At 48.4% G+C, this 26,191-nt stretch carries 21 protein-coding genes; 3 read left to right on the top strand and 18 right to left on the bottom strand.

Going from position 1 to position 26,191, the window contains the following annotated elements:
* Positions 1–211 precede the first annotated feature (211 nt).
* The gene (locus ACJJIN_RS02470; protein WP_444896735.1) at positions 212–1,843 is read left to right on the top strand and encodes a hybrid sensor histidine kinase/response regulator; all 1,632 of its coding nucleotides are present in this window, start codon (positions 212–214) and stop codon (positions 1,841–1,843) included.
* Between the two features lie 284 nt (positions 1,844–2,127).
* On the opposite strand, the gene ACJJIN_RS02465 is transcribed toward ACJJIN_RS02470, so the two are convergent.
* The 4 genes from ACJJIN_RS02465 to ACJJIN_RS02450 form a co-directional block, all read right to left on the bottom strand.
* A complete protein-coding gene (locus ACJJIN_RS02465; protein ID WP_444896734.1) occupies positions 2,128–2,706 on the bottom strand; it encodes a hypothetical protein in 579 nt (192 codons plus the stop codon).
* A gap of 85 nt (positions 2,707–2,791) precedes the next feature.
* The gene (locus ACJJIN_RS02460; RefSeq protein ID WP_444896733.1) at positions 2,792–4,414 is read right to left on the bottom strand and encodes a vanadium-dependent haloperoxidase; all 1,623 of its coding nucleotides are present in this window, start codon (positions 4,412–4,414) and stop codon (positions 2,792–2,794) included.
* 298 nt (positions 4,415–4,712) lie between these two features.
* Positions 4,713–4,997: a hypothetical protein gene (locus ACJJIN_RS02455; protein ID WP_444896732.1), complete on the bottom strand. Its 285-nt coding sequence runs from the start codon at positions 4,995–4,997 to the stop codon at positions 4,713–4,715.
* Between the two features lie 1,242 nt (positions 4,998–6,239).
* On the bottom strand, positions 6,240–7,715 hold the full coding sequence (locus ACJJIN_RS02450) for a lytic polysaccharide monooxygenase (protein ID WP_444896731.1): 1,476 nt from the start codon (positions 7,713–7,715) through the stop codon (positions 6,240–6,242).
* Positions 7,716–8,493: 778 nt separating this feature from the next.
* On the opposite strand from ACJJIN_RS02450, the gene ACJJIN_RS02445 reads away from it, so the two are divergent.
* Positions 8,494–9,126 (top strand): acyloxyacyl hydrolase, encoded by a 633-nt coding sequence (locus tag ACJJIN_RS02445; RefSeq protein ID WP_444896730.1) that lies wholly within the window; start codon positions 8,494–8,496, stop codon positions 9,124–9,126.
* A gap of 57 nt (positions 9,127–9,183) precedes the next feature.
* Here ACJJIN_RS02445 and ACJJIN_RS02440 read toward each other — a convergent pair whose 3' ends face one another.
* The 7 genes from ACJJIN_RS02440 to ACJJIN_RS02410 are packed head-to-tail and all read right to left on the bottom strand — an operon-like array spanning position 9,184 to position 14,221.
* Positions 9,184–10,350, bottom strand: a complete 1,167-nt coding sequence (locus ACJJIN_RS02440; protein ID WP_444896729.1) for a glutathionylspermidine synthase family protein — start codon at positions 10,348–10,350, stop codon at positions 9,184–9,186.
* A 3-nt stretch (positions 10,351–10,353) separates the two neighbouring features.
* Positions 10,354–10,968, bottom strand: coding sequence for a DUF1190 domain-containing protein (locus ACJJIN_RS02435; protein ID WP_282933397.1), 615 nt, complete (start codon positions 10,966–10,968; stop codon positions 10,354–10,356).
* A gap of 12 nt (positions 10,969–10,980) precedes the next feature.
* Positions 10,981–11,397, bottom strand: a complete 417-nt coding sequence (locus tag ACJJIN_RS02430; protein WP_282933398.1) for a DUF350 domain-containing protein — start codon at positions 11,395–11,397, stop codon at positions 10,981–10,983.
* Positions 11,398–11,411: 14 nt separating this feature from the next.
* Positions 11,412–12,065, bottom strand: a complete 654-nt coding sequence (locus ACJJIN_RS02425; RefSeq protein ID WP_444896728.1) for a YjfK family protein — start codon at positions 12,063–12,065, stop codon at positions 11,412–11,414.
* Positions 12,050–13,120, bottom strand: a complete 1,071-nt coding sequence (locus ACJJIN_RS02420) for a potassium channel family protein (protein WP_413665197.1) — start codon at positions 13,118–13,120, stop codon at positions 12,050–12,052. Before ACJJIN_RS02420 ends, ACJJIN_RS02425 begins: the two co-directional genes overlap by 16 nt.
* 4 nt (positions 13,121–13,124) lie before the next feature.
* On the bottom strand, positions 13,125–13,820 hold the full coding sequence (locus tag ACJJIN_RS02415) for a PspA/IM30 family protein (protein ID WP_282933401.1): 696 nt from the start codon (positions 13,818–13,820) through the stop codon (positions 13,125–13,127).
* Complete coding sequence (locus ACJJIN_RS02410) at positions 13,817–14,221, bottom strand: DUF2170 family protein (RefSeq protein WP_108732689.1); 405 nt, start codon at positions 14,219–14,221, stop codon at positions 13,817–13,819. The genes ACJJIN_RS02415 and ACJJIN_RS02410 overlap by 4 nt, the downstream gene beginning before the upstream one ends.
* Positions 14,222–14,369: 148 nt before the next feature.
* Between ACJJIN_RS02410 and ACJJIN_RS02405 the strand changes: the two genes are divergently transcribed.
* Positions 14,370–14,684: a DUF6471 domain-containing protein gene (locus ACJJIN_RS02405; RefSeq protein ID WP_108732688.1), complete on the top strand. Its 315-nt coding sequence runs from the start codon at positions 14,370–14,372 to the stop codon at positions 14,682–14,684.
* Positions 14,685–14,807: 123 nt separating this feature from the next.
* On the opposite strand, the gene ACJJIN_RS02400 is transcribed toward ACJJIN_RS02405, so the two are convergent.
* The 7 genes from ACJJIN_RS02400 to ACJJIN_RS02370 form a co-directional block, all read right to left on the bottom strand.
* Entirely contained in the window at positions 14,808–15,110 is a 303-nt protein-coding gene (locus ACJJIN_RS02400) for a hypothetical protein (protein ID WP_444896727.1), read from the bottom strand.
* A gap of 85 nt (positions 15,111–15,195) precedes the next feature.
* A complete protein-coding gene (locus ACJJIN_RS02395) occupies positions 15,196–17,922 on the bottom strand; it encodes a DEAD/DEAH box helicase (RefSeq protein ID WP_444896726.1) in 2,727 nt (908 codons plus the stop codon).
* Between the two features lie 77 nt (positions 17,923–17,999).
* Entirely contained in the window at positions 18,000–18,551 is a 552-nt protein-coding gene (locus ACJJIN_RS02390; RefSeq protein WP_444894306.1) for a GmrSD restriction endonuclease domain-containing protein, read from the bottom strand.
* 239 nt (positions 18,552–18,790) lie between these two features.
* Complete coding sequence (locus ACJJIN_RS02385; protein ID WP_444894307.1) at positions 18,791–20,992, bottom strand: hypothetical protein; 2,202 nt, start codon at positions 20,990–20,992, stop codon at positions 18,791–18,793.
* 296 nt (positions 20,993–21,288) lie between these two features.
* Positions 21,289–24,396 carry an efflux RND transporter permease subunit gene (locus ACJJIN_RS02380; protein ID WP_444896725.1) on the bottom strand — a complete coding sequence of 1,036 codons (3,108 nt, stop codon included), beginning with the start codon at positions 24,394–24,396 and terminating at the stop codon, positions 21,289–21,291.
* A 43-nt stretch (positions 24,397–24,439) separates the two neighbouring features.
* Positions 24,440–25,504, bottom strand: a complete 1,065-nt coding sequence (locus tag ACJJIN_RS02375) for an efflux RND transporter periplasmic adaptor subunit (RefSeq protein WP_444896724.1) — start codon at positions 25,502–25,504, stop codon at positions 24,440–24,442.
* Positions 25,505–25,542: 38 nt separating this feature from the next.
* On the bottom strand, positions 25,543–26,070 hold the full coding sequence (locus tag ACJJIN_RS02370) for a TetR/AcrR family transcriptional regulator (RefSeq protein ID WP_444896723.1): 528 nt from the start codon (positions 26,068–26,070) through the stop codon (positions 25,543–25,545).
* Between the last annotated feature and the right edge of the window lie 121 nt (positions 26,071–26,191).

Raw genomic sequence — 26,191 nt, 5'->3', positions numbered from 1 at the left:
ATCTCCCAATCCAAGGGGCCATAACTGAACCTGAGAGTTACCTCAGTACCACCAAAGCACACTTGATAACAATACGAACTAAAAATAACAGCCAGTCAGCAAAGAATGTCTACACGGTCAAAATACGCCGCCCCAGCTATATACTTTTGTACGTCTTCATGGTGGAATTTCTGGCGGAAAAACAGGCAGCCGCACTCAGGAGGAGAAATAGGTGATCAAGGAAAGTAATATGCCCATTTTTCCCCTTTCACCATCTACAGCTACCACCTCGGATAGAGACTCAACCCAGGTCTATGAGGCCTTACGTAAAAGTGAGGAGCGCTACCGGGAGCTGGTGGAGCATGCAAACTCGATCATAATGCGATGCGATCAACACGGCCGTATCACATCCTTTAACGAGTACGCTCAACAATTATTTGGCTATACCGAAGCCGAGATTATTGGTAGGCACTTAATTGGTACGATTGTTCCCGCCAGCGAAACGAGCGGCCGTGACCTGCGGCAATTGATAGACCGTATTTGCCAGTTCCCAGAGGAACACCGTTACAATATTAATGAAAACATTACAAAGTGCGGGAAGCGAGTATGGATCGCCTGGACCAATAAAATTATCTCAGATGAGAAGGGAGATCCCGCGGGAATTCTCAGTATTGGTTCGGATATTACTAAGCAGCGGTTGCTGGAGGAAGAGCTTCGGCAAGCTCAAAAAATGCAAGCTATCGGTGAGCTTGCCGGCGGTATTGCCCACGACTTCAACAATATGATTCATGGGATCAATGGCTATGCTGAAGTTATTCGACAAATTTCCACCGATGCCAGAATCAACGAGTATACCAACCATATACTGACTACTGCCCGCCATGCCGCAGAGCTGACCAAGCAGCTACTCACTTTTGCCCGCAAGGGAAATTATCAACTTAAGAGCTGCAATACCCACGAAATCATTCGCGATGTTTGTGCGATGCTAACCCGCACTATTGATCGAAGAATCGAGATTGATCAGCAATTAGATGCAAATCGTCCACATATTGTGGGCGACCCTGCTCAACTTAAGAGCGCTTTGCTAAATATCGGAATCAATGCCAAGGATGCTATGCCCTCTGGTGGCTCCCTGAGCTTTGTCACAGCCAATATCACCATAGAAAAATCGGCTTCTATCGCCGATTTTGAGATTCAGCCTGGCCAATACCTTTTAATAACGATTACCGATAATGGCACTGGCATGTCTGACGAAGTGCGACGCCGTATTTTTGAACCATTTTTCACTACCAAAGAAAGTGGACGTGGTGCTGGACTGGGCCTTGCCGCAGTGCACGGCACCATTCATTTACATAAGGGCGCTATACAATGTCAGAGCCGTGAGGGAATTGGCAGCAGCTTTAAGCTATACCTGCCAATTTCCAAGCCCCCAATCAAAAAGAGAACTTACCAGGCCAAGAAACTGGCTCGCGAGCGCAAATTGCGCATTATGGTTGTCGACGATGAGGCAATTGTCCGCACCTACTCTAAAGCCCTGTTCGAAATGAACGGCCATAGCGTCGTTACCTTTGCGACGGCAGAGCAGGCAATAACTTACTACCGAAAATATAGTGATGAAGTAGATTTGGTCCTGCTGGACATGATTATGCCCGGCATGGATGGGCAAGAATTATTCGCTTTTCTAAAACGGATTAACCCCGAAGTGAAGGCTATTCTCTCCACCGGTTACAGCGTGGATAGTAAAGTTCAGGAAGTAATTTCTGACGGGGTACTGGATTGCATCCAGAAACCATTTACATTTGAGCATCTCAGTAAAAAGATCGAAGAGATGATTGCCAGCGGAAAAATAACTTTACCCAGGTAACAAAATAATTCTACCTAAATCGCCGCAGCCGGCCTAGCTGACAGCTACGTCACAGAGTTCAGCTACAAACAGGTTGGCTTATGGAATGACCTCTATGATAACCGGCTGTAAAAAGTGAAGTGATAAAGTAACCAGGATAAGGCTATACAAAAGCAGCTCAAGCGGAATTCCCCATTATTTTAGTGCTTGCAGACTCCCCCAAACCAAAGTCAATCGATATGTCATCATTTTCCTGTTCAGTATAATCTCGATAATTTTCAAGCCGATACTATCTTAGTCGTACATCACAATTTTGCTGCTACGGCCCCCTTCCCCACCAATGTTGTCAGCTTGATGTTCTCGTCTCCTATTTCTGTGGACACGGTCTCCACGAAACGCACCATGCCCGCTAAAATCGCTGCGTTATAGTGCTCTTCACTTGCCTCTAGCTCCTCAACGGCTGCGTTCATATCCTTGAGAGCCCGGGATGCTTCTAGGTCCCACTCCTTCAGCTTGGCGAGACTTGCCCTGGCAGATGCCACTTGCTGTTCATTCACTCCGTCTTGAGTCGCCGCAAGACTTGCTTCCCGGACGGTTTTTATCTCAGCATCATATTTACGAATAGTAGTCAGAGATCGACGAACAATACTGTTCAACTTGATAACAGTATCCCGCTCAAATGCGGCCTTGATATCGTTGCTAGCCAGTGCCACTGAAGCAGGTGTTTTTGCGGGGTGGATAACGCTTTCAACATTCGGTGCCGACTCCTGTTTACCTACCCAGACCTTCTCGTTTTCGACTGGCTCTATGAGTGTGTGCGTAGCTAAAAACCCAAAAGCGATTATTCCGAACACTGCCCCTGCAATATATCGTTTGCTATTCATACGGTGAGTTACCTTTGGTATGGCCGCCCCTTACGGAGCGGCACCTGATGGAGAGTGAGAATTTAGCTCATAGCGTAAAAATAGTTTACCTGCGAGTCCTTGATCTACTAATCAAACTAAATGCTTCAACGTTGTTCATTAAATTCTGCGCGATCTGCTCGCCCATGACTTGGCCTGCAATATTGTCAAAGTCCCAGTGCACTCCGTTATAGATACGGCTGAGGCCATTTTCTTGCTGAGCGGCGGTATAGGATTCAAAACGGACAGGTACCAATGGCCTCGGTGTATCCGGCGTGAAAGGGTCGAAGCCTTCCCCATTGTATTCTTCCGATACAAAAGTAAAGGGCTGGTCTCCAAACATACTGCGCATAATCTCGAAGGTGGAAGCACCGAAGGTAGCATGGCCCGATGGGTAGGAGGGGAACGGCGGTGTTGGCCTAATCGCGATGGTGGTGTTGATGACTGACACCCCTACTGGCAACCATTGCTCATCCTGCAAGGTCGATGGGTTGTCGTCGTCGATGCGAATAGCGGTAACCGGTCTCCAGTAGTTGTAATAGTACTTACTGTCCCACGCAGCGATACCAGAATCCGCCAGGCCTACATTGATCAGTGCAAAATAGCGAGCCAGGTCCAGCTCATGCTCGACTTTGTTGTCCAGCGCAGCCTGCAGGGCAATTAGGTTATATAGTCTCGGGGGGATGCCCAATAGTGGTACACCATCATATCCCCAGTAATTCCCGATAAATCGTGTCTCTGCTGTGGACGTCGATGGGGTAATAGCATTGGCTGGGGACCCGCCGAGGGCCGCTACCTCTTCATAGGCTTCAGCATATTCCTCAGACGTTATTGTGGGTGGAATAGGACTGCGGAATTGATCGCCTGAACTTAGTGAAAAAGGTGTCACACTGCCCCAATAGGCTCCCAGAGCCACGGAGTCTTGGCCGACCGGGTCGACAGGATCAGGCTGCCATTCTCCCGGTACCGTGGCCCCAGTATTAACCGATGTAGAGTGATAGGTCCCATCCCCATCCGCGACAGCGCCGCCCTCACCATAAGCGGGTTCCAAATGCTCGGCCTTATCATTGCTGCGCACTGCAAGCATTGCCGCAGCAGCGGCTTCGCCAATCACTTGGCCCTTGGCAATTCTATCTGCGCTATCTCTTATCTGGTCAAGATCTGATAGCAGTAATTCCTGCAAACGCTCTGACTGATCGGGGTAGAGTGCGCGCAAGGTATCGTAAGCGGCGTAAGCGATAGCTGCATCTTTGGATGCATCTCTGGTGTCGAGTACACCGAGATCATTATAAGGTTGGTATTTACCGTCAAAGGCGTTCAGAGCGTCAAACACAGCAGTTTGTACGATGGCGAATGCGCGACTGGACCGGGTAGGGCCGCCTTGGTAGAAATCCACTTCGCCGGTATCAGGGTCGGGAGTATGATCGATAGCCGATGAGTCGAGCATCGTGTTGAACCAAAATACAACCCGATCTTTAGGTCTATTAAGCTCGCCAGACTTCCCCGAAGTCCGCTCAAGCCGATCAAGTACACCTTTGGAGAGAGTTGATCGGCTAGTTTCTCCTAGATAAGCACTGGTTTGTCCCTTGGGCTGCTTACCCTTTGTCTTCTGGGCCTGCACAGCACCCGATGTCAATATTAAGCCTGCTGCCAGGAAGCAGGCCGATGTTTTTAACAGAATGTGGTTCATTGTATTACGTCCTTTGATATTGAAGGGCGCGCTGAATCAGTAAATCTATCAGTGGGCCGTAAGTTTGTTTTCAAATTGGCTGTTGTTGACCGCACTGGGTTGTGGAGGCCGTACCAACCTGTCGATACACCGATTCAGCTAGACCTTAAACTGGACTTCAGTAGAATGTCTCTTCATCTATTACACTTGTGATCCCTAGCACTTCAATCCCTCAACGACTTAATTCCAAATGCATTTCGTGTCGATAGCAAAAAATGAGTAGATGCTAAAACGGTTTTCTTTTCCAGCAGTCAGATTTTTATCGGGCGCTGGCTATTTTCCCATCCCCAAGTTCAATTCCGAGGAAGCCCTCAGTACTTTTTGGCTCTCTATAATCTGTATCGCAGTCAACATCGATTCCTCCAGGATCGAGAGCAGATTTACATAGAGCTTCATTTGCAGATGTGATAACTCCATCACCAGTCTCTAGGTAAACATGGTCAGTTGCACTAGATCTGGCTCTAGTTGAGACAATAGCAATAATCGTGTGATTTAATGCGACTTGATTAAATACAAATGCCAGGTTGGTTTTTTGTGAAATCATACCTATGCCTATTATTCGAGTTTGTCCAACTCCCTTCCCAGACTAATCAGGTTATTATCCTGTCGAGATCAACCTCAAATATAATATTTATTGTAAAGTTGTAGACCACCACCTGGCTTCACAGTTCCTGACAATTACCTTCAAAGCTTAAACCCCAAAAAATAAAATCGCTGAAATCTGCAACCAAAAATGTATAGAACAAAAAACAGCTAACAAGGTAAATTTCTAAACACTTAAAACAATCAAATCACCAACAGGCACTAAAGAAATAAGGAATTCCGGAGCTTCACAGGAAAAGGGATTCTGCCTTATTGACTCAACATATAAACAGACCCTTTTAATGATGCTCAAACTTGGGAAAATAATTTGACACCAGCCCAGGCAATTTTGATCGGAAAAACACTCCCCCACCCTACTGAGGCTCGCCCAGAGCCACCATTAGAATAACAGCGCCTCCGCAATCAAACTGAAACGTCGATTTACCTCGTTAACTTCACGACCTGCCGGATAAGCACCTTTTTGATTACATCAACCATAATGTCGAAGGTATCTCAAATAAATCAAACCTCAAAATCAACGGTTCATTTTTACCACCCAAAAAACGAACACAACACTACACGAGAGCCCGCTGAGCTATATGGCATCATATCTTTACACAAAGGCACTATGCCCTACCTCAGCAGCAAACAAGATACAGTTACTTCAAACTGTACCTGCCAATTTCCGCCCCTCATAATTAAATAAATTTATCAGGCCAAAAAATTAATTCACTAATAAAATCTGCACACACGCTGAGACCCGATTTGAAATAAAAAATAACGGCCCTGTTAATATTACAGGCGCCGAACAGCGCGATATCTGACTATAGGAAGTTGTTCAATAGGGTGGACTTTGCGTATCTGGATCGAATGATACCGCAAAGAGGCAGCTAGGAATTGATCACTGTTCTGGACAGTATTGACCCAGAGGGGAAAGCAATTCCCTTCTAGAGTTACAGAGTTGACAGTAAGATTCAGGAAGTCATTGTCAGGTGACGCTTTGCGCTGTATACAGAAGCCCTTCACATTTGAATGTATCAACAGGAAAGTTAAAGGAATAAATACTGGCGGGAAGTAAGATTGGTGTATCACAAAGAGCAACACACCTGATAGCTTAACAAATGCGTCCGACCTAAGGGAACTACGCCCTTTGGTCGGACTGAGCTCAATCAACTACCAAAAGATAGGAGGCAGAGTGTACTCATCATTGGCAGGAACTCTCTTCCCAATACTGAGGTGCGGCCGATGGGGACCACCAGTTTGGCCCGTAGGTTGAAATGTAGACCTGACCACTGAAAGTTACCCGATCTCCAACTTGGTAAGCACTATCACCGGCGTAGGGCTGCTGGAACTCAGGACAGGAAACCGCAGAGCTATCATCTCCACCACTGCTATCAGAGCTGTCATCGGAGCCGTTATCAGAGCTATCGTCTGAACCACTATCGGAGCCATCGCAGGTAGTTTCATTCCAGAATTGCGGTGCAGCACTCGGCGACCACCAGTTTGGCTCATGTGTAGATTCATAAGCAACATTGTCATAAACAACTACGTCGCCAATCGAGTAGCCTGGATCACCACCATACTGCTGCACAAACGCTTCGCAGCTAGAGTTTCCGGAATTTCCAGAGTCGCCATTGTCTCCACTATTATCCGAATTATCGTCACCGGAATTATTGTCGTCATCGGTAGAGTCATCATCCTGATCTTGGATAAGCTCGTATCCAATTTCAACACTCTCTAAACTGCTACCTTCTAACAAGTAGATACTGTTGATGCCATATAGAGGCTCAAAACTACTGCTTCCATCGTAATCACCGGCGCGGATGCTGCTCTGTTCCTGGTTAATCAGCTCAGCCAAGTCGTGAGACCAGTTTTCAGCGATACCCTGCTCATCTGAAGCAATTTCCAGGACAGTAGAATATGAGGAGTTTTCACCGGAGCTATCAAATACACGAGTGTAAACTTTATCGCCTACGTCCAAATCTTGAGTTGGATTAATAGTGCCTGCAACACTCCAGTCAGTATTGACAACATTATCACCATCAAACTCGACATCGATAACATTATAGAAGGCATTAACCGTATCACCCACATCCCAAACTGCAAGAATTACGTGGTAGCCTTCACGTTCCGGCACCTGACACTCATGTGTCGTATTTACCGCAGGCTGCTCATAGTTGCCATCAACCTCACAGAATGGATCTAAATCAAATTGGTCGCGGGTCAAAACCGCATTTGGATTCCAACCTTCTTTGGTAATGTAATATTTCCAGTCCCGGGTTACATGATTGGCTGTGAAGCGCCATTTAAAAGTTTGCCAACCGGAGCTAATATAATTCTTAACCCAGCGATCAGAGGATTGTTCGTTCAGCTCAGACCAGGAACTATCTCCTGCACTGGCTATCTGCCCATCAGCAGGACCACTTTCGGGAAAACCTTCATTCCCTTCTATACTTTGCGGTTCCCATTGAACAGCACCGCAGTCAACATTCATCTCTCCTGTATCGAGAGCATATTTACACAAGGTTCCACGAGCGGATGCAACACCACCATCAGCGGCCTCTACATAGCCGTGGCTAAGTGCATTTGAACTCATACCGGCCAATGCTATTGCCATCAGGGCGCTATTTAATACGGGTAGTTTAATTGCAGATGCTAGTTTGGTTTTTCGTAAAATCATATCTATGCCTGTTATTCAATTTCGTCCAACCTCCTTCCCCAGCTGAACCAGGTCCTTATCCTGAATACACATATTCGATGTGTAATGTTGGCGACAGAATTATGGACCGCTACTTAACAGCACGGTTCCTGACAATTATTGATATAAATTTACAAACCTCAGAAGATCACCAGCACACCATTTTCCTTTAAAAATAATATTAAAGGGTATTTTTTTTCAAGAAAAAACACTAAATTAAAAAATAGGACGAAAAAACTGCAACGATCCCTAAATTAGAGAAAAGGCAAACCTTTAACAGGATGAGAAATTTCACAGACGATTTTTAACTTAATACAAGTTCCCACACTCATTAATTATCAATAGATGACACCTCTCTCTCACGAACAACCCCCTATTAAAATTCAAAATAGATAAGCCTGACTGCCTTAAAATCATAAGTCTCTCGAGATTACCTACCCACAAAAGTTGCCAGCAGGGCGGAAATTGGCAGCTACCCCAACCTACGAACACGTATTTCATCCTGAGAAAAAAACCTCTTTACAAATCAGAGAACTATCACTGTCACCGCTTTTTTTAAACTGTCACTGCAAGTGTTTTCCTGGCAACAAATACAACTGCAGACCAGTAAATTATTCCTATTAGTAAATTACCACTGGGATAAAAGACCTATATTCGCTCACCTCTGTCTACACTGGAAAAGAACCCGGATGATTTTGAGTTTCCCTAACCAATCATTTTCTTGTAGTCACCATTCGTAGTAGGAAAGGTAGGATCAGGGATGATGTTGTACTTGATTATCCGCAGGCTCGGCCTGTGTCTGTTATGTTCTTCTCTTTTGCTTCCAGCCTGGTCTTTGGCTGAAACGGCAACAAACCCGGATAAACGGTGGACTGCAATTGTTGGAGCCGGCCCGGGATTTTCCAATCGTCGCAACGAGCTCACCCAATATCGCCTTGCCATATCCAAGGACCTGCCCTGGCAGTGGTCCCTTGCTGAAAAATGGACGCTCAAAACGCGACTGGAGACCAGTTACTTTGAATGGCACTCCAGCCTGGACGATAGCGATCCAGACGTCTCCAAACGGGGAGAGGATTTAGTTCACGGTATGTCAGTGAGTCCGGTATGGAGGCTTGAGTACCTACCCCAGTGGGACAAGCCTATCTTTCCCTACTTCGAGTTTTCCGTGGGGGCCAGTTACATTACTGAGTCCAATATTGTGAGTAAAAACACAAATCACACAACTCTGGGATGTCATTTCCAGTTTGAGGATCGAATTGGATTGGGCTCTGACTTTGGGAGTGAGCGCCGCTGGGGAGTCACAACTTACGCACTGCACTACTCAAATGCAGGAACCTGTTCTGAAAATTCCGGAGTGAATTTTTTTGAGCTGCGGCTGCACTATAACTTTTAAACAAGAGGATTGAGCAGGCGCCGGCTTGATGTCGGCGCCTGCAGTCGTTGGCGGGCCCTAGAGGATGATATGTGGCAGATAACGGCTCATATCCTGGGTAATCAGGTTTGAATCTTCCCGGATGGACATTCCCGCTGCCAGGCCATCAACGAGCCAGCTTCCCACCAGGGTATGGTTCTTTCCAAACTTGGGCAGAGGATGCAGAGCCTGATAGATAAATCCTTCTTGCCCATAGGGGCCATCGGACAGCAAAGTGGTATCCGCTCCTTTTACTACCGAAATATTCGCCCCTTCTCGTGAAAAGATTGGCTTCTTAACTAATTCCGGGAAATCCGCAGCCTTGTCCAGCTCATCCTCAAAAAAAGAGGGAAGCAGATTCGGGTGCTCTGGAAAAAGCTTCCACAACATTGGCAGAAGCGCCTTATTGGAAATAATCGCCTTCCAGGGCGGTTCCAACCAACGGACATTGCTTCCTGCCAACAGGGTCCCAAACTCCTCTCGGAGCATAAATTCCCACGGGTACAGCTTAAACATCCAGGTAATTACCTGATCATTCAAATCGGTAAACTGACCCACTTCATCCCGGCCAATATCTTCGATAAAGACAAAATGATTATTGATCCCCGCTTCGGAGGCACAATCCTGTAAATATTGAACCGTGCCCCGGTCCTCTTCCGTATCTTTACAGCAGGCGAAATGCAACTCCCGCCCTGGGGTCAGGAACTGTAAATCATGGAAGCGGTTAACCAGCTTTTCCTGCAGGCTATTGAACTGATCAGACTGTAGCGGCAGAGACCTGCGATCGACATTGTCCTGCAACCACAACCACTGCCAGAAGCCGGTTTCATACAGAGACGTGGGAGTATCAGCATTGTTTTCATAGAGCTTTGCCGGCCCCTGTCCGGAATAGGCAAAGTCCAGGCGAGAATAGAGACTCGGGTCGCCATTACGCCAGGATGTTCGCACAAAGTCCCAGTGCTGCTCGGGTATACAGAACCGCCTCAGCAACTCCTCATCCTCAAGCACACGGGCAACGACATCCAGGCACATCTGGTGAATTTCTTCAGTGGGATCTTCAATGTGCTTTTCTATCTGCTCCAAAGAGAATTGATAGTAGGCGCTTTCATCCCAGTAGGGTTGGCCATACATGGTATGGAAGTGAAACCCAAACTCCTGCGCTCGCTCTTGCCAACGCGGGCGCTCACCAATCGGCAACCTCAGCACAAATCAACCTCCCCAGCCGCGCGAACCACCACTGCTGGAGCGCCCCCCTCCCCAGTTGGATTTGGCTGATGCCACTGCACCAAAGCCTCCACGGGAAACTGTTTTGGTAACTTTAGGCTTAGGCGCCGTAGCGCTTTTATCCACCTTATAAGATGAACGGCCATAGTCGCCAATGATGCCGCCGTCAGCTGTCATCAGCTTGTCGCGGTAACGGGAACCTGAATAGCGGTAGACCGGGTTGTAGTAGCCATAGTTATAGTGGCGATCCCTGTCATTGAGCATGGAACCAACCATAAAGCCCGCCATCAGAGGCATCCAGACGCCGCTACTGGTCTCTTGGCAGCTACCAAACTCAGCCTCACACTGAGAGAGACGGGAATACTTGGGCCCGGTGCGCTCAGCTTCCTCAACCGCGCGCTGATAAGCTGCTTCACATTGAGCTTCGTCCAGCTGGGTATTGGCCACACAGTCATCTACTGAAGAGACAACTTTAACTTCCTCATCTGAGGAGCAACCGACCAGGGCAGCCGCTACACCTAAGGCAAGTGGGCGCAGTAAAAAATTGGAGCCACCGCCCTTGCGCATCCTTGCCAGGTTAATATTCTTGGTACGCTTCATTACCACCCCCAATTAGTAGCTCATGCAAGCCGCATTCAATACGCCAACAGCGATTGTAGTTGCAGCCAACATAACACCGGCACTCACCTCTCCATCTTCGATGCGCTCAACAATACGCGGCATAAACCCAAAGCGGATAATGGCAAAAGCAATTAACTGGGCGATCAATGCAACCAGGGCCCAGATGGCGAAATCGACAATAGAAATAGAGTTACTGGCAGCACCACCAACGGCAATTGCAAAACCCAAAACAGCACCACCAAAACCAATAGCGGCAGCCGTATTCTTATCTTCGCGGATCAACTTCCACTCATCGTGAGGGGTCACCAGTGCGTATAAAAATTTAAACGCGATCAAAAGTACCAGCGACAGGCCAAAGTAGGCCGCAAAATGCAATATACCAGTCAGTAAATCATAAGGCTGGTCCATTAAATATCTCCTTATTATCCGTGTATTGTTATTTGTGAGGGGGTCAGAGTAATGCCGGTGCTAATCACCAGGCTGCGGCTTAGGTAGCCTGCATCCTCTTCTTTCTCTTCAGCTGAGAGAAAAAGGGATTCGGTTTGCTGATCAGACAATTCGCGTTCAAAAAGCATGGTGAATTGATCCGTTACTGAATAATCACCATCTTCATCGTAAGTCTTCTCGGCCATATGCACTGGGTTGTGGTAGTCCCCTGCTGCGGTCCATACACGGCTATAAGAGCGATCCTGCAGGTGATAACTGGGTGCGCCAATATCACTCTTTAACAATTTATCCCAAGCCTGCTCCGAACCAACATCCAGAGTGTCGTAAAAATGGAACAGCTTTACATCGACAACATGCTCATCCCGCTGACCGCCCTCAGCAATCACTTGCAGCCAGGCATCATCATCAGTGTAAAAGCGATAAATCCAGGTACCATCTAGTTCGACAACACCGGCCGCTTTAATGATCTGGGTCGGTGAACAGGATTCAATGGTCAGTTCATCGAGTATCAGACGAATGGCCAAAGGGTCCAGCTCAAAACTCGCCCCCATTCGCAAGCCCATAATTTCTGGAGTCTTGACCTTTGGAGCGTCCTTTCCCTTTATTTTATTTATCAGTTTGGTAAACATGTACCAACACCTTCTTCATTACTTTTTATATCGAAACAGCTTTTTTCATCGAGCCGCTTTGCAGAGATATAATACAGCATGTCGCCCTCGGTGACCTGATCGGTAAGCCCCGGGTTCACATCAATTTTAACCACGCCCTTTCTACGTACCGCAATTAGGGTCGCGGAGAGATCCCGCTTAAAATGGTCAAATAATTCACCGACAGGAAGAGGCTTCTCACCCCGATATTCAACGCTGTATTGGGTCATGCCGTATGTGCTATCGAGCAACTGTCGGTGCAACCTTGCGGAACCGGGGTCAAGCGAGGATTTTGCCAACATCTCTACAGCGACAGAGGGAATACATTCAATATTGGGACAGTGGGCACGGAGCAATTCACCCACATTTTCATCTTGGAAATAAGCCGTTTTATGGCTGTTCGGGCTGAGCTTGTCGCAGAATAAGGCGGTTGTAAGGGTTACATCATCCAGAGGGTTGTCGATAATAATTCGAGCGGCATCGGCCAACCCTGCCCTCTGCATACCTTCCCCGTGGGAAAACGATTCCACCCGGACAAAATCAATCTTACCCGGCATCGGATTTTCGATATCGGCTTCAACACAGAGGACAATCTCTGCTGCGCTACCGTTTGTTTTGGAGAGTAGCAACTCAATCAAGCGGAGCGTTCTGGTACCGTTCCAGCCGATAATTACTGTGTGATCAATATGGTTTGTCATACGCAAGCCCTTCTTGCCGCGATGCACAAATTCTGAAACCGCAAAGCCAATTCTTGTGACCACCATGGCAAACAGGCTGAGGCCCACTGGGATCACCCAAGCGGCAACTACGACTTTACCCTCAGGGGTTACCGGGGAGAAATCGCCGTAACCTACTGTCGATGCGGTAACGACCAACCAGTAAAAGAAATTCTCGCCCGCGACAATATCAGCTTCACCGGCAATTTTGAGCAGCCAATAGGAGATGAAAACATAGCTGCCTACAGCTATGAGAATGGTGGTTACATTGGCCCGAATGAAAAGCGACGCCAGAAGGCGTCGCACTCGATAAAGCAGCACTGTGTTAAGCCTTTTCGCGGCCCGCTAACAGTTGAGCCAACTTATCGCTGCCACTTTTCTGGCCGCCGGGCTTAATGCCCGCCGCTTTCAGCTTGGCATCCAGGCTGGAGCCGGTTTCCTCTGAAGCCAGCTCTTCCGCAGCTTCAAGCTCAGCAGCACGCTGCTCCTGCTTGTTTTTGATGCGATCCAGGCTGTCCAGCGCTGTTTTGATCTTGCTGTTCGCACCCATGTGGCGGGAAGAAACCGCTACCTGTGCTTTTTGAACAGACTCAGTCGCTTTGATCTGGTCAATCTGCTGCTCCATACGGCGCACATTGGTTTTTGCCTGGGTAATATTACCTTTCAGGGTGCTCTCTGAACTCAGGAATCCATCCAGGATGCTGCGCTCAGTTTCCAGCTGGCTTTCCAGCTCGGTAACACGCTCTGCACACTCAAGAGCGAGTTCGTTATCGCCCTTTTCACTCGCGTTGATTGCGTGAGTGCTATAGGTTTCAACGTCGGCTTGCAGCGCTTGGACCTTACTCTCAGTAAGTTTGCGCTTCGCCATGATTTTGGTCAGGTTTTCATCGCAAGCTTTCAATTCTTCCTTCGCCTCGCGTAATTCTTGGTCAAGAATACGAATCGATTGGCTATCCGCTACTGCTTCTGTTCCTTCGTTAACTGCGCCTTTCAAAGCAGTCCAAATTCTCTTAAGGCTCATGCTACACCCTCCGTTTCAAAATGATCGGCAAATAAATCCAGGAAGTCACCCACATTGGAAAACAGGGTCTCAACCTCCTCGATAACAACTTCGTCCTTGCTGGACACCGACAGAGCACCGAAAGCAACGTAGTAGTTCTCACCACCAATATTCTTAATCGCAATGGCTGTCAGGGGCACCAGCTGATGTGTTTGCAGAACCATTTCATTGAGCGCTGCCACATCATCTACCTGGCTCACGGGAAACAGAATGCTCTCTACAACTATCTGCTTCTCGCCAACATAGACAAACGCATCGACGCCTTCATCGTTGGAAATACTGAGGCAATCCCCCTCAGATTCGACCACCCATCCGGAGTGGTTTTCCGCCAATTGGCGCAGGTTCTCATTGTTCCAGGTCATCTCAACTCCCTCGCTGTGGAATATTGGTCACAAATATAGCACCAAAAAATCTGCGGTCAATAACTTATTACAAACTAATGTTGCAAATAATACACATAAAGATAATATTTACCACATTGGTGATAGTGAATAGGACGGAGTAGAGCCCATGGACCACAAGCAAAGCCTGAGCAACCAGCAAGCACTGACCCCTTACAAGCAGGCAATTGCTCGCTATGTGCGCGCATCAATGGCACTAAAGGGCATGCGTTACGGGGATCTCGCCCAAGCACTGGCCGAGAGAGGAATTTCAATGACACCGGAAAACCTGCGCAGCAAAGTCAGCAAGTGCATGTTTTCAGCAGATCTGCTGGCAGCCATCATCGATGCCATGTCGGTGGAGGACAGCGCCATGCTTGAAATCCTCAAACAGGCCCGTGAACTGCAAGATCGAGGACTCTATGCCGAGCAGGAGAAAAGCTAACACGCCATCTCCTTGGACACCAGTACACGCGATCACACTTTGACTCCGTCGTCAGTAATCAAGCTTACCCGCTGAAAAACCGGGGTATCCACGACTCACCTGCACAGCTCCTTTACAGGTGAGTTAGTAGTGATGCAATTTGACGACCGGCTCACCATTACCGCACTTTCCGACAACCTCAGGCTCTGAGAGCTTGGCCCCCGCAGGAATAATCTTATTCGTTGGCCACCAAACAAAGCAGGCATACCTGAAATTGACTGCCCAGTTACAGTAGAGGCGTCCGTCCTCTTCCTCATAGAACCGCGCCTGGCAGAAACTTAAAGTGGGACTTCGCACCCCTTGAACCTGCTGCGGATCAGCCAAAGAAACTTGCGCTCCGGCAATTGCAACCGCAGAGAAAGAGAGAATCAGCAACCAGGATTTCATAGATTTACTCTGGAATTTTGCTCAAACCTCCTTGAAGACTAGCAGCTGCGGCGTAACTTTCATCTCTGAGCCCTAAGCAGCGGCACTAACCGTCAGAAATAGCAGCTTCAGATACAGGCACTTTTTCCTGCTGAAGGATCGTCAATAACTGCTCGATGCAGCCCTGCTGGTCTTTTAGCCAGTTAATATACGGCAGGGGAAAAACCGGAATGCCCGCCCGATACAATGCCTTGTAGACCTTTACACTAAAGTAAGACTCGTAGTCGCCGGGATACCCAATCAGGTCAATACCGATAAAACGCCCACTCACAGCACAAACCACATCTACAATCTGCCCAGCCACAGGAAAGCCTACCCAATGGGGAATTTCGTGCTGGGTTAATAAATGGCTAACTTCACTCGCAAAACGACATACGATTTCATCACCCTGCAAATGACTGCCAACGGAGTGTGGAAACTCAACATATTGACGCAAGAGATGATCCGTAGGGAGAGCTTGGGGCTCAATGGACAATGCAACCAACTGCTTTTCTTTTGCCCTGGTAATTGCGACATTAAACACATCCGCCCGGTTTAAGTAGCTGGCTGCCCGCAACGAATGACTATCAATAGCCATGGAGATAAGCATTAAATCTCGCTCCTCTCCTTGAAAACCATAGGGCGTGGCAACGCGCACAGAAAAACTCTGTAACTTCTGAGAGGAGAAGACCTTAATCAACTCCCCTTCCAAATAATCGGCCTGATCCCGATAGGGAGACAAAACACCGACCGACGGCCGAATTGCAGCATCGGCATAGCGCTCGAAATGCGCTTTCAATTGTGCAATAACCCAGTCGCGCTCTACGGTGTTTCTCCCATTTTTCCTCCGGCGCCCTGGCAGTTGATAAAATTCTAACGCCGAGTCCAGTAATGGTTTGGGCCTGGCCCGCATAACTTTCAAGCGGCCGGAGTAAAAAGCATGGTTACTGAATGCGATCAGCTCTGGATGGCTGCGAAAGTGCTCATCCAGCATCACAACAGCTTGTTGAGTGGGAATCACGTCTGAAGCCAAATCCAAAAGTGATTGATCCCTATAGCTCAGTTTTGGCGGCACCCCGGCATCTTTTACCACTCCCTGCCAGATACTTTGCTGCCGGTTGCGGGAAAGAAATGAAACATGCCGCAGTTGTTTACTGTCACCGACAATCACTGCCCGCTCAGCTCGAAACAGAGCCGGCAGTGAACTCGCAATATCACACTGGGTTGCCTCATCAAAGACTACCAAATCGAACATGGCGGGCGATAACGGCAGCACTTCATTGAGTTCATCTGCCTCCACCAGCCATATGGGGAACGCCTGCATTACCACCCGCATATCAGTTTGGGCAAAGCGCTCCGCCTGTACTTTTGAAGTTCGAGATCGCAAGGCTTGATTGAATTGGCTCAGGGTACCTCGATTCTTTTCCAGCAGTCTGTGCAATGTATCGCGGCGATAAGTATTCAAATACTGACTTGCCAGGCTTTCAAAGTTGCGCCGACAATCATCAATCGCACCTTGTGATTGCCACAGACTTTTAACACTCAATCGATTTGCAAAGAAGCTCCAGGCATGTCGTGCTACCCACTGAGCAAACCGACCTACACTAACAGCGCGCGCCAATCCCAGCTCTTTGGAGAAGCGCTTCTCCAAGCCCCTCAAGGCTCGATAAGCCCTCTTCAGTTCCCTCTTCACCTGGGCAGGCTTTCTCTCTGGAAGTTCCACCCCCTCTTTCAGCAGCCTATCCAGATGAGCTTTCAAGCTGGGGATAAAACCCCGCTCCTCTCGATGTACATACCCCTGAGTCAGCCCGTACTCATCTCGCAACTTATCCCGCACCACATCCAGTGCTTGCTGGTTTTTCGATACCACCAAAACACTTTCACCATGCAGCACTCGATCAAGAAGCATAGCGGCGATCGTAAAACTCTTTCCCGTACCGGGCGGACCTGAAACAAGGCTAAGAGGAAAGCGAGCCGCATTTTCCAGTGCCCTCTCCTGAGCCCCACTCAACAGACCCGGCAGCATATCCGGCTCACACGCTTTCTGTGCAGTTTCCCAGTGGCACTCTCCCAGTAATGCCTGTAACGGAGGAGATAATTTTTTTTCCCTGCCTAAAAGTTGTAATTCGTGCAGTACTCCACGAGAGCCCCTCGATCTATCCGCAAGAATTACCGCACCCGCCGAGACCAAGGACAACTGAGCACCCTTCGGTGCACTTTCAATAGCTGCCTTACCACTCAGGTTAGGCCAGCGCCCCAATTCCTCTACATTTTCCAAAATAGTGTAATGGGTTAGCCAGCGACCGACGTCAGCCAGCTGTGTCGAAGAAAGCGGCGAAGCAAGCACTGGGAAACTATCTGTTATTGAGGAATCAACATCAGGTTTAAGCAGTTGACGCAAAACAGGGAGATTAACGTGAATGTTTGCAGAGTTGATCTCTACAAAACAATCCTCATCAAAATGTAGCTTGGCGGGAAAATAAAGTAGTGGTGCACAGAACTTGCGTTTTGCACTTAGTCCAGATTGGAGAGCGTAGTTACCACAAATAAACAGGCAACCATAAATCAGCCGCCGCTCCTTTCGGTAAGCATCCACTTGTTCCAGCAGTTTTGCTCCCGCAGTAGTGGAGATAGGAACACGTGGTAACTCATCAGCCCCCAAGTAGTCCCGCTCATCCAAGAACAGACGACGATTCGATTTGAGATTTAGAATATTGTTGAGGGAGAGGTCGTAACTGTCAGCTTGATAGCAGCGCCGAAAGTATTCGATTAACTTCTTGGGGGGATGCTGCATTTCAAATAACTCCTGGGGGACAACAAAATTCTAACGGATGCCGGAATCTTGTTATACCCCCCAGAGATTACTTGTCCTCAGCCATCCGCCATTAGCGATTGATATTTGCGGCGCTCGCCCGCACTCAGCTGAAGATCATACTTATCTACGATTGCCATAAACCGCTTGAGGTAAACTTGCTTGACTGGTCCATAGGGCGGCATCCACTTGTCCGGCCCTTTGTGGCCTTTACTTTGGTTACGACCGTCATCAACCAGCCATAAATTCTCGATGTCCTCAGCAAACCGCTGCTTTCGCTTGCGCGTCCAATCGGCTCCCCCGTGATCGTGCGCCCACTTTAGCGGCACAATATGTTCTACATCAAGATCTGAGGCTTTTACAAAGAAGCCGCCTGTGTAGGGATCCAGCCACAAACCGGTGTCTACTTTGCAGTGATTGGAGCGGGTATAGGTTACCGGGGATAGTGAATAGCGAATTAACAACTCATGGCGGGTATCCTGACAATCCCGATCGGAATCAGACCACTTGGGCAGCCACTCCGCCCGATCATAGGACGCTGCAAAAGCGGAAAAACTGAAGGAGAAAACTACAGCAATGGAAAAAAGCTTAGAAACTGACCGAACGCTCATACATCAACTACCAATCAAACCAGAGCGCTAGGTTACAAGAAAGTGTGTACCAATTGTATGCGGCGGTTCAAATCAATAAGAAATGGTTCAAACGTTATACAAAACACCCCAAATGAAAAAATAGGGCTATAGCAAGAGTAATCAAGAGCAGGATATTTCGATCAATTTTTTTACACCTAATAAAAATGCCCTGCCTGATTAACGCTTGACAGGGCATAATTTATCAATGATAGATTTTGCTACTTGTCCAGCCCTACCGCTTGAGGGATATAGATTGCGTGCAACTGTCCTCCGGCCATCATTTCCTGAATCAATTGTGTAGAGGGACCATTTTTTTGGTCACGCACATTAAAGGAATTCAGGTAACTATCCACTCGACCTTCAAAATCATAGTGAAACTGGGTTGAACTCAAGAACCAACCATCACCCAGAATATCGCCCACATAAATAACCCCGGATGCTTCAGCATCGGTAGAGAGCGCAGCCTCTATCCCGGTATCATCCAGCCCACTGCGAACCTTGGAAGATTGTGAGTAGTATTGACGGTAGGGCTTACTCTCCACATGCTCTTCCAGCAGTGCTTGGTATTCCTCATCGGTAGGCTCAGCTTCCAATTCTCCACTTGCCAGCTGTTTCTCGATCTTCAGATCGAGCTCGTCTTCACTATCGCCAATAATTTCCGGGTTAAATTCGGCAACACGAATCATCTCTCCGGTTTCAGGGTCGAGAACGTAGATTGGTGAGTAATAATTAGATTTATCAAATTGCAACACCAGGCGAGTCTTATTATCGACACCAGCAACCGCTGCCATATTGTCGAAATTCTCATAGTTGTCAGTTATATCGCCATCGGATTTGCTACTCACTACTCTCTTGATGATTCCACCATCTGTTGGATTGGTGATATCCGCAAACTCAAGCTGGTATACACCGTACTTGGCTCCAAAATAAAAGCTATTGGGATCCAATGGGTCCCAATCACCATCTTCCGGAGAACGCCACTGGGAGACCTCCATTCCAGTGGTATGAATACGGAAGGCCTCCTGGCTCATATCGCGAATATCTTCTGGCTTCCCATCTCCGTCGGTATCCTGGCTGGAGAGTTGTACCAACTCAAACATCAATTCGTTATCGTCGAACAGCGCTCGATTGTTACTATCACTAAAATCAACCATCGGCGCGCCATCGCTATCCAGAACCCGAACCGCATACAGCTCACCATTGGTCAAGCCAGCCTTATCAACTTCACTGCCTTCATTGGTTTTTTCACCAACATAGACTGTGAGAAAACCTCCATTGCGATAAGCATCATCTTCATCACCCCGAGGCCGTTCATCATCGACAGACAGCAGTATGGTTTTATCCTGTGCTTTATAGTTGGGTACGATATTCTCAAAGCGAGATTTACCGAGTAGTGGCAATTCATAAGCATCACCAGCATTGTCTCCGGTTGTCAAAACAGCGATACCGCGACCGATATAAATTTCCGATTTGTCGTACTCGTAGACAGACTCGATCTCACTCTTGGCTTTCGCCTCACCACTGATGCTACCAAAAGCATCAAATCGAAGGCCTTCATAACCACGCTTCTCAACCAAACCATCGTAATAAGTTTTGAGGCTCTCGCCACCGTCACTCTCTTCGCCGGTCAAGAACATCCGCACCTGGGTACCTTTGCCGCTTTCCGCATTATAGAAAGCAGTTTCAGCTGGCAGAGTTGCGGAGCAGAAACGTTCGAATGCTCCCGTATTCACAAGGTCCCCATCCGCATCAAAATAGGGTTTCATTTGTGTTACGTAGGTATATCCTGGAGATTCAGCAACCTCACCATCCGTGTCATACAGGGTACGCCGCCAGGCATAAACACCTTTAATCAGATCCTCACCACCCTCAATTTCCCCGGTGGTTTTATTGATTACCCACTTTGAAATGAAGGTGCCTGTCGATCGGAGACTGCGATTTGAGTTCTCCAGCACCACCCCATCACCGCCAACAAAGTTGTAGTGTTCCTGATTCATAAACAGGGTAAATGTACCGTCGTCATTATCCAGATACCCCAAACCATCGGGTTCTCCAGACAAGACATAAAGGCCATCCGTATCCGCAGCATCGAGACTTGGGTGTTCCTCGAATATAGGAAGCATATCCTGTTGGGGAACGTTTTCACTGGAGTAATCGGTGGGGAGATAACCATTGCTGAGCAGATTAATTACCTTGACGTTTTCAGCCGTGGCGACAACATGTGGTACCTGTATTGTTGAAGGACCAATATGCGCAGCAGCCTCAGAACCAGCAACTGATTCAAATAGACTGACTTCCTCTGGCACTTCCGGATCTGGAGTTACCACTACCGGATCATCATTATCGTCACTACAACCAGCCAAAATTGCCGGCATAGCGATAGCTAACGCTGCTCTTTTGAAAAATTTATGATTTTTCATTGCCACTCCAATGCGTTGTTTCCCCACCCGAAGGCAGTTCCAGTTATAAAGGCGGCATAGAGTAGTTGTGCTAAATGACAGACTTAATAAGGTTTGATTACAGGCGAAGAATAATTTAGTTCAATAAATTTAATTTTCTGCACAAAGCTCTTCATATATTTCAATGAAAATCTCCCTCTCAGAAAACAACCTGGCAATTAATGGATAAAAAACGAAGACAAAAAAAATCCCGTACCAAGTGAATAGTAACTTGGCACGGGACTCTTAAATCAGCCCCCAATTAGGGCAAGCATGTTTTAAACGGATACAGGTTCGCTAATAGCCGCCTCTTTGCGCTTCTCTTTGGTTTCAGTTTCCCCGCCGATTACTTCGTTGGGTCTCACTTTGTGGAATACCGCGTAGAACACAGGGATTGCAATCAGTGTCAACACCGTAGCAAATCCAAGCCCACCCATAATTGTCACCGCCATATCCGCAAAGAAAGCGTCGAACAGTAGCGGGGACATTCCTAAAATAGTAGTGACAGCGGCAAGGAATACCGGACGCAAACGGCTAACGCTGGCCCGCTGGATAGCTGTCAATCTCGGTAGGCCCGCATGAGTCTGAACCTCAATCTCATCCACCAAAACCACGGCATTTTTAATCAACATACCAGACAAGCTGAGAACACCGAGAAGAGACATAAATCCAAATGGTAATCCCGTCGCCAACAACCCGACAACAACACCGACGAGACACATAGGAACAACCAGCCAGATAATCACTGGCTCCCGAACAGTACCGAACAGCAATATCGACACCAGGATCATAATCAAGAAGCCCAAAGGTAAACCTTTACCTAACGACTTCTGCGCATCGGTAGAACTCTCGTACTCACCACCGAATTCAACCTTGAAGCCTGGTGGCAACTTCATCTCTTCAACCCAGGGACGTATGCGACCAAAGGCTGCCATTGCCGTAACACCTTCAGGCGCATCCGCACTGATGGTAATAGTCGGCACCCTGTTGCGTCTTTGGATCAATCCTTCATCAGCGGTTAACTCGAAATCAGTAATCAACTGTCCTGCCGGAATATATCCCTGCTCATTAGGGCTCCACACCAAGCGGTCTTCCAGTGAACCCACCTGATTGCGATCTCCCTCTGGCATACGGGCAACAATAGGGATAATACGGTCACCGCTTTCAAAGTCGCCAACGGTGTAACCCGCAGTGGCAAACTGAATCATACGGCTGACATCAGCATTGGTAACCCCGGCAACTCGCGCTCGCTCATCATCCAGATGTGCGTGCAGAGTAGGCTCTCTGCTGCGCCAGTTGTGACGAATATCTTCCAGTCCTTTTTCACGGAACTGCTGTTCTACACTGACCGCCAAGGTACGCAGTGTCTGGTAATCCGGACCTGAAATACGCACTTCAACATCCGATCCGCCACCGGGACCAAACACCAGGCGCTTGAAAGTAATCAATGCCTCCGGCTGCGCTACACGCAACTTCGCCTTGGCACTCTCAATCAACTGGGGGATTTGCTCCCGGTTTTCAGTGCGGACAATCAACTGGCCATAAGACGCATTGGGTGGCTCGGGAGCATAGGTCAGCATAAAGCGATCAGCCCCGCGACCAGCTACCGCCGTTACGGAGACAACTTCATCCTGCTCCTGGAAGAATGCAGTCGCTTCCTGAAGCGCCTTGTCTGTACGGTTAATATCACTGCCCTGAGGCATGAAGTAGTTAACATAAAACAGAGGAGCATTTGAATTGGGGAAGAACCCCTGCTTCACAAACCCGAAAGCAAAGTAGCTGGCCAGGGTCACCACAATAAGTACTGCAATGGTCAGGCCCCTGCGCTTCAACGCTCCTGATAAAGCACCGGAATACATGTTGTAGAAGCGGCCATCGTACGGATCATCCGAGTCGGCTTGCTTACCCGGCTTAAACAGGTGATAGCCCAAGTAAGGGGTAATAGTAATTGCCAGTATCCAGCTGAGTAGCAGGGAGATACCAATTACCGCAAACAGGGAGAAAAGGAATTCACCAGTAGCATCATCGGACAGACCGATACCGGAGAACGCCATAATACCGATAATGGTCGCACCCAGCAGTGGCCAGAAAGTCTGGCGGACTACGCGCCTGGCAGCACTCTTAGGCTCTTCTTTTCTCTGAACCCCCATCAGCATCCCTTCTGCAACCACAATGGCATTATCAACCAACATACCCATGGCGATAATCAGGGCACCGAGAGAGATCCGCTGCAAATTCAAGCCAAACAGGTTCATGATTAACACGGTGCCCAAAACGGTCAAACCGAGGACAGTGCCAACCACAACACCGGATCGCCAGCCCATAAATACACAAAGTACTAGAGTAACGATCACGACAGAGGAAACCAGGTTAAAGAGGAAACCGTCAACACTCTCCTCTACTACCTGGTGCTGTTCGTAAATAGGATGGATTTCTACACCCAGGGGTAATGCCTGTTTAATCTGCTCCAGCCTGGCCTCTACCGCCTTGCCAACGTTCACGATATTGGTATTTTCCGCACCGGCCACACCCAGCAGAATGGCCTGCTTACCATCAAATCGGGCAATAAAGCTTGGGCTCTCATCGTAACCGAGAGAAATATCGGCGATATCACGGACGGCCAGCATCGCGGTAGAACCGGGCACGCCGACGAGAATATTACGAATGGATTCCAGGTCACTCGCAGGATTATCAACCAGTATACGGGTACGTAAATCCTGACCTCCAATCTCGCCGACTTTCTGGGTCGAACTTTCAGATTGCAGTACCTGCGCTAAGTCATCCAGGGAAAAACCAAACTGGGCCAGACGGGATTCATCAATATCCAGGTAAGCCACTTCGTCGATAATGCCTGAGCGGGAAACCTTGGCAACTCCCTCAACTCCCAGTAACTCCCGGCGAATCGCTTTGGTAATTTCACGCATTTCAGTCAGCGAAAACCCTTCTCCGGTAATCGCATAATAAATACCGTAAACCTCACCAAAGTCATCATTCACAATGGAGGGTAAAGCACCGCTGGGCAGGTCACTTTGAGCATCATTAACCTTGCGCCGCAATTCATCCCAAACCTGGGCAAGTTCCTGCGAGGCATACTGATCTTTGATTTCCACCCGAATTTCAGACATTCCCGGACTTGAGGTGGAAGAGACCTTGTCCAGCTGCCCCATTTGTTGGATGGCCACCTCAAGCTTTTCGGTGACCTCCTCTTCTACACGCTGGGCGCTGGCGCCTGGGTAGAAAGTGTAAACACGGGCTTCCTTGATCGTAAACGCAGGATCTTCGAGGCGACCAATATCTGAAAGCCCCCAAAGACCACCGATTAAGCAAATCAGCATCAACAGCCAGCTATAAACTGGCTTTTCTATAAATATGTCAGAAATCTTCACAACATTTTCCCTACTGTTAACAGGGCCAGAGCTAACACACTAATTAGTGCTGTGCGTAATTGCGTACTTTTGCACCGTCATAAAGGTGCTGGCCGCCGGTAGCAACCAGTTTCATAGCAGGGCTAATGCCATCTTTAATCTGAACCGACTCACCATCAGTACGCCCGAGGGTCACGGAAGCTTTGGAAACAGATTGGTCTGCATTAATTTGCCAAACATAGGGCTTACCTTCCGGGCCAGTCTGCACTGCTGAAAGGGGAACCCACAGATCACCACTCGCTTTATTCAACTTCACACTAACGCGAGCGGTCATGCCGGGAAGGATCTGTACATTTTCGGGGCGGGGCATTCCAAACTCGACAACGTAAGTCTGGGTAACGCTGTCTGCCTCAGCCTGGTGCTCACGGTAAGAAAGTGGGAACTCCTTGCCCGGCAAAAATTCAAATTCGGCGGTCATGGAGTTGACTTGCTCTTCATTAACCGTGGCCAACAGCTTTTCAGGCACGGAGATTTGAATTCGAACTTCAGAAATATTCTGCAAACGGACAATTGCCTGGCCGGCCTGGACGTTGGTGTAATTCTCTACCAGCTGGCGAGTTGCCAAAGCATCGAAAGGAACCCTTAGCTGTGTATAAGCCAGGTCCTGCTCAGCACGTTCCAGGGTCACTTTAGCTAAGTCAAAGTTACTTTTCGTTTCATCCAGCTGCTGCTGTGAAATAACTTTTGACCCTGCCAGAGAGCGCTGACGATTGAGGGTTTTTTCCAGCAACTCTACATTTAATCGGGCTTCTTTTACCCTGCGCAGGTAATCCCGCTGATCAAGCTCTGCTATCAGGGTTCCCTTTGGAATAATTTCACCTTCGCGAATTGTGAGCTTGTCCAGCTTCCCACCGACCTGGAAAGATAGATCGACACTCTGCACTGCCTTAACACGACCGGCAAACTGTCGATCTTTGACCTGGTTATTACTGGCAACGGTAGCTACTTTCACGGGCCAGACGTGCTCTGCCTGCGCCTGCTCCGTCTTCGATTCGGAGCATCCTGCCAGAACTGCAACTGCTGCGATCAAAACGGCCAATGAGAAACGCGATCTTGGCGATATATTCATATTCATCATCCACAAACTGTATTAACTGGGGCTGACCTTTAGTTCAGGTCGGCAGAGAGCGCCAGCAGACGTCCCTGTAAACGTTCAATAATCGGGTCTTCAGACTCAACCACACCGAGTACGCGACCCAGGAACATGCCCTGGGCCGCCAGGATTAGCAGTTCCGCCATTTCCGGGTCACGATACGCATCGCATATATCGCGACGCTGCTGATCCTCTTTGTCTTTTACCGGCCCCAGCAACATGGGGTCTTCGGCCACGGCGGCGATCAGTGAGCGAGGCAGCCCCTTGTCGTCCTCCATCAATTCAAAAATGCTCTTCAAGCGCGACACCAACAAGCTGTCCCCCGAGGACACAAAAGTGGCAACACTGTCATCTTCACGAGCTATTGCCGCCTCCAGCATCGCCTTCAGGAGTGACTGCTTAGTTCGAAAATGATGAATCAAACCGCCCTTGCTGAGCCCGCACTGTGCAGCCACCGCATCCAGGGTCAACTTGCGCGCCCCGCGATCCCGGACTACTTCTTCTGCTGCTCGAACAATGGCAGCTTTGTCGACTCTCGACACATGACCTCCTGGGCACCATCAATCAAAACCAACCGGTTGGTCGGTATCTTAGCGGCAACATTTTAAAGGTCAAGCTATGCTACGCTCCCTCACCAGAAAACATGGTTAAAAAGTGTTACGA

The organism is Microbulbifer maximicatervae (SeqCode) (assembly GCF_052467505.1).
This window is presented reverse-complemented; position numbering and strand designations above follow the sequence as displayed.

Coding starts and splice junctions, on each gene's coding strand:
- ACJJIN_RS02465 (WP_444896734.1), bottom strand. CDS start 2,706: ATGAATAGCAAACGATATATTGCAGGGGCAGTGTTCGGAATAATCGCT.
- ACJJIN_RS02460 (WP_444896733.1), bottom strand. CDS start 4,414: ATGAACCACATTCTGTTAAAAACATCGGCCTGCTTCCTGGCAGCAGGC.
- ACJJIN_RS02455 (WP_444896732.1), bottom strand. CDS start 4,997: ATGATTTCACAAAAAACCAACCTGGCATTTGTATTTAATCAAGTCGCA.
- ACJJIN_RS02450 (WP_444896731.1), bottom strand. CDS start 7,715: ATGATTTTACGAAAAACCAAACTAGCATCTGCAATTAAACTACCCGTA.
- ACJJIN_RS02445 (WP_444896730.1), top strand. CDS start 8,494: ATGATGTTGTACTTGATTATCCGCAGGCTCGGCCTGTGTCTGTTATGT.
- ACJJIN_RS02435 (WP_282933397.1), bottom strand. CDS start 10,968: ATGAAGCGTACCAAGAATATTAACCTGGCAAGGATGCGCAAGGGCGGT.
- ACJJIN_RS02430 (WP_282933398.1), bottom strand. CDS start 11,397: ATGGACCAGCCTTATGATTTACTGACTGGTATATTGCATTTTGCGGCC.
- ACJJIN_RS02425 (WP_444896728.1), bottom strand. CDS start 12,065: ATGTTTACCAAACTGATAAATAAAATAAAGGGAAAGGACGCTCCAAAG.
- ACJJIN_RS02415 (WP_282933401.1), bottom strand. CDS start 13,820: ATGAGCCTTAAGAGAATTTGGACTGCTTTGAAAGGCGCAGTTAACGAA.
- ACJJIN_RS02410 (WP_108732689.1), bottom strand. CDS start 14,221: ATGACCTGGAACAATGAGAACCTGCGCCAATTGGCGGAAAACCACTCC.
- ACJJIN_RS02405 (WP_108732688.1), top strand. CDS start 14,370: ATGGACCACAAGCAAAGCCTGAGCAACCAGCAAGCACTGACCCCTTAC.
- ACJJIN_RS02400 (WP_444896727.1), bottom strand. CDS start 15,110: ATGAAATCCTGGTTGCTGATTCTCTCTTTCTCTGCGGTTGCAATTGCC.
- ACJJIN_RS02395 (WP_444896726.1), bottom strand. CDS start 17,922: ATGCAGCATCCCCCCAAGAAGTTAATCGAATACTTTCGGCGCTGCTAT.
- ACJJIN_RS02390 (WP_444894306.1), bottom strand. CDS start 18,551: ATGAGCGTTCGGTCAGTTTCTAAGCTTTTTTCCATTGCTGTAGTTTTC.
- ACJJIN_RS02385 (WP_444894307.1), bottom strand. CDS start 20,992: ATGAAAAATCATAAATTTTTCAAAAGAGCAGCGTTAGCTATCGCTATG.
- ACJJIN_RS02375 (WP_444896724.1), bottom strand. CDS start 25,504: ATGAATATATCGCCAAGATCGCGTTTCTCATTGGCCGTTTTGATCGCA.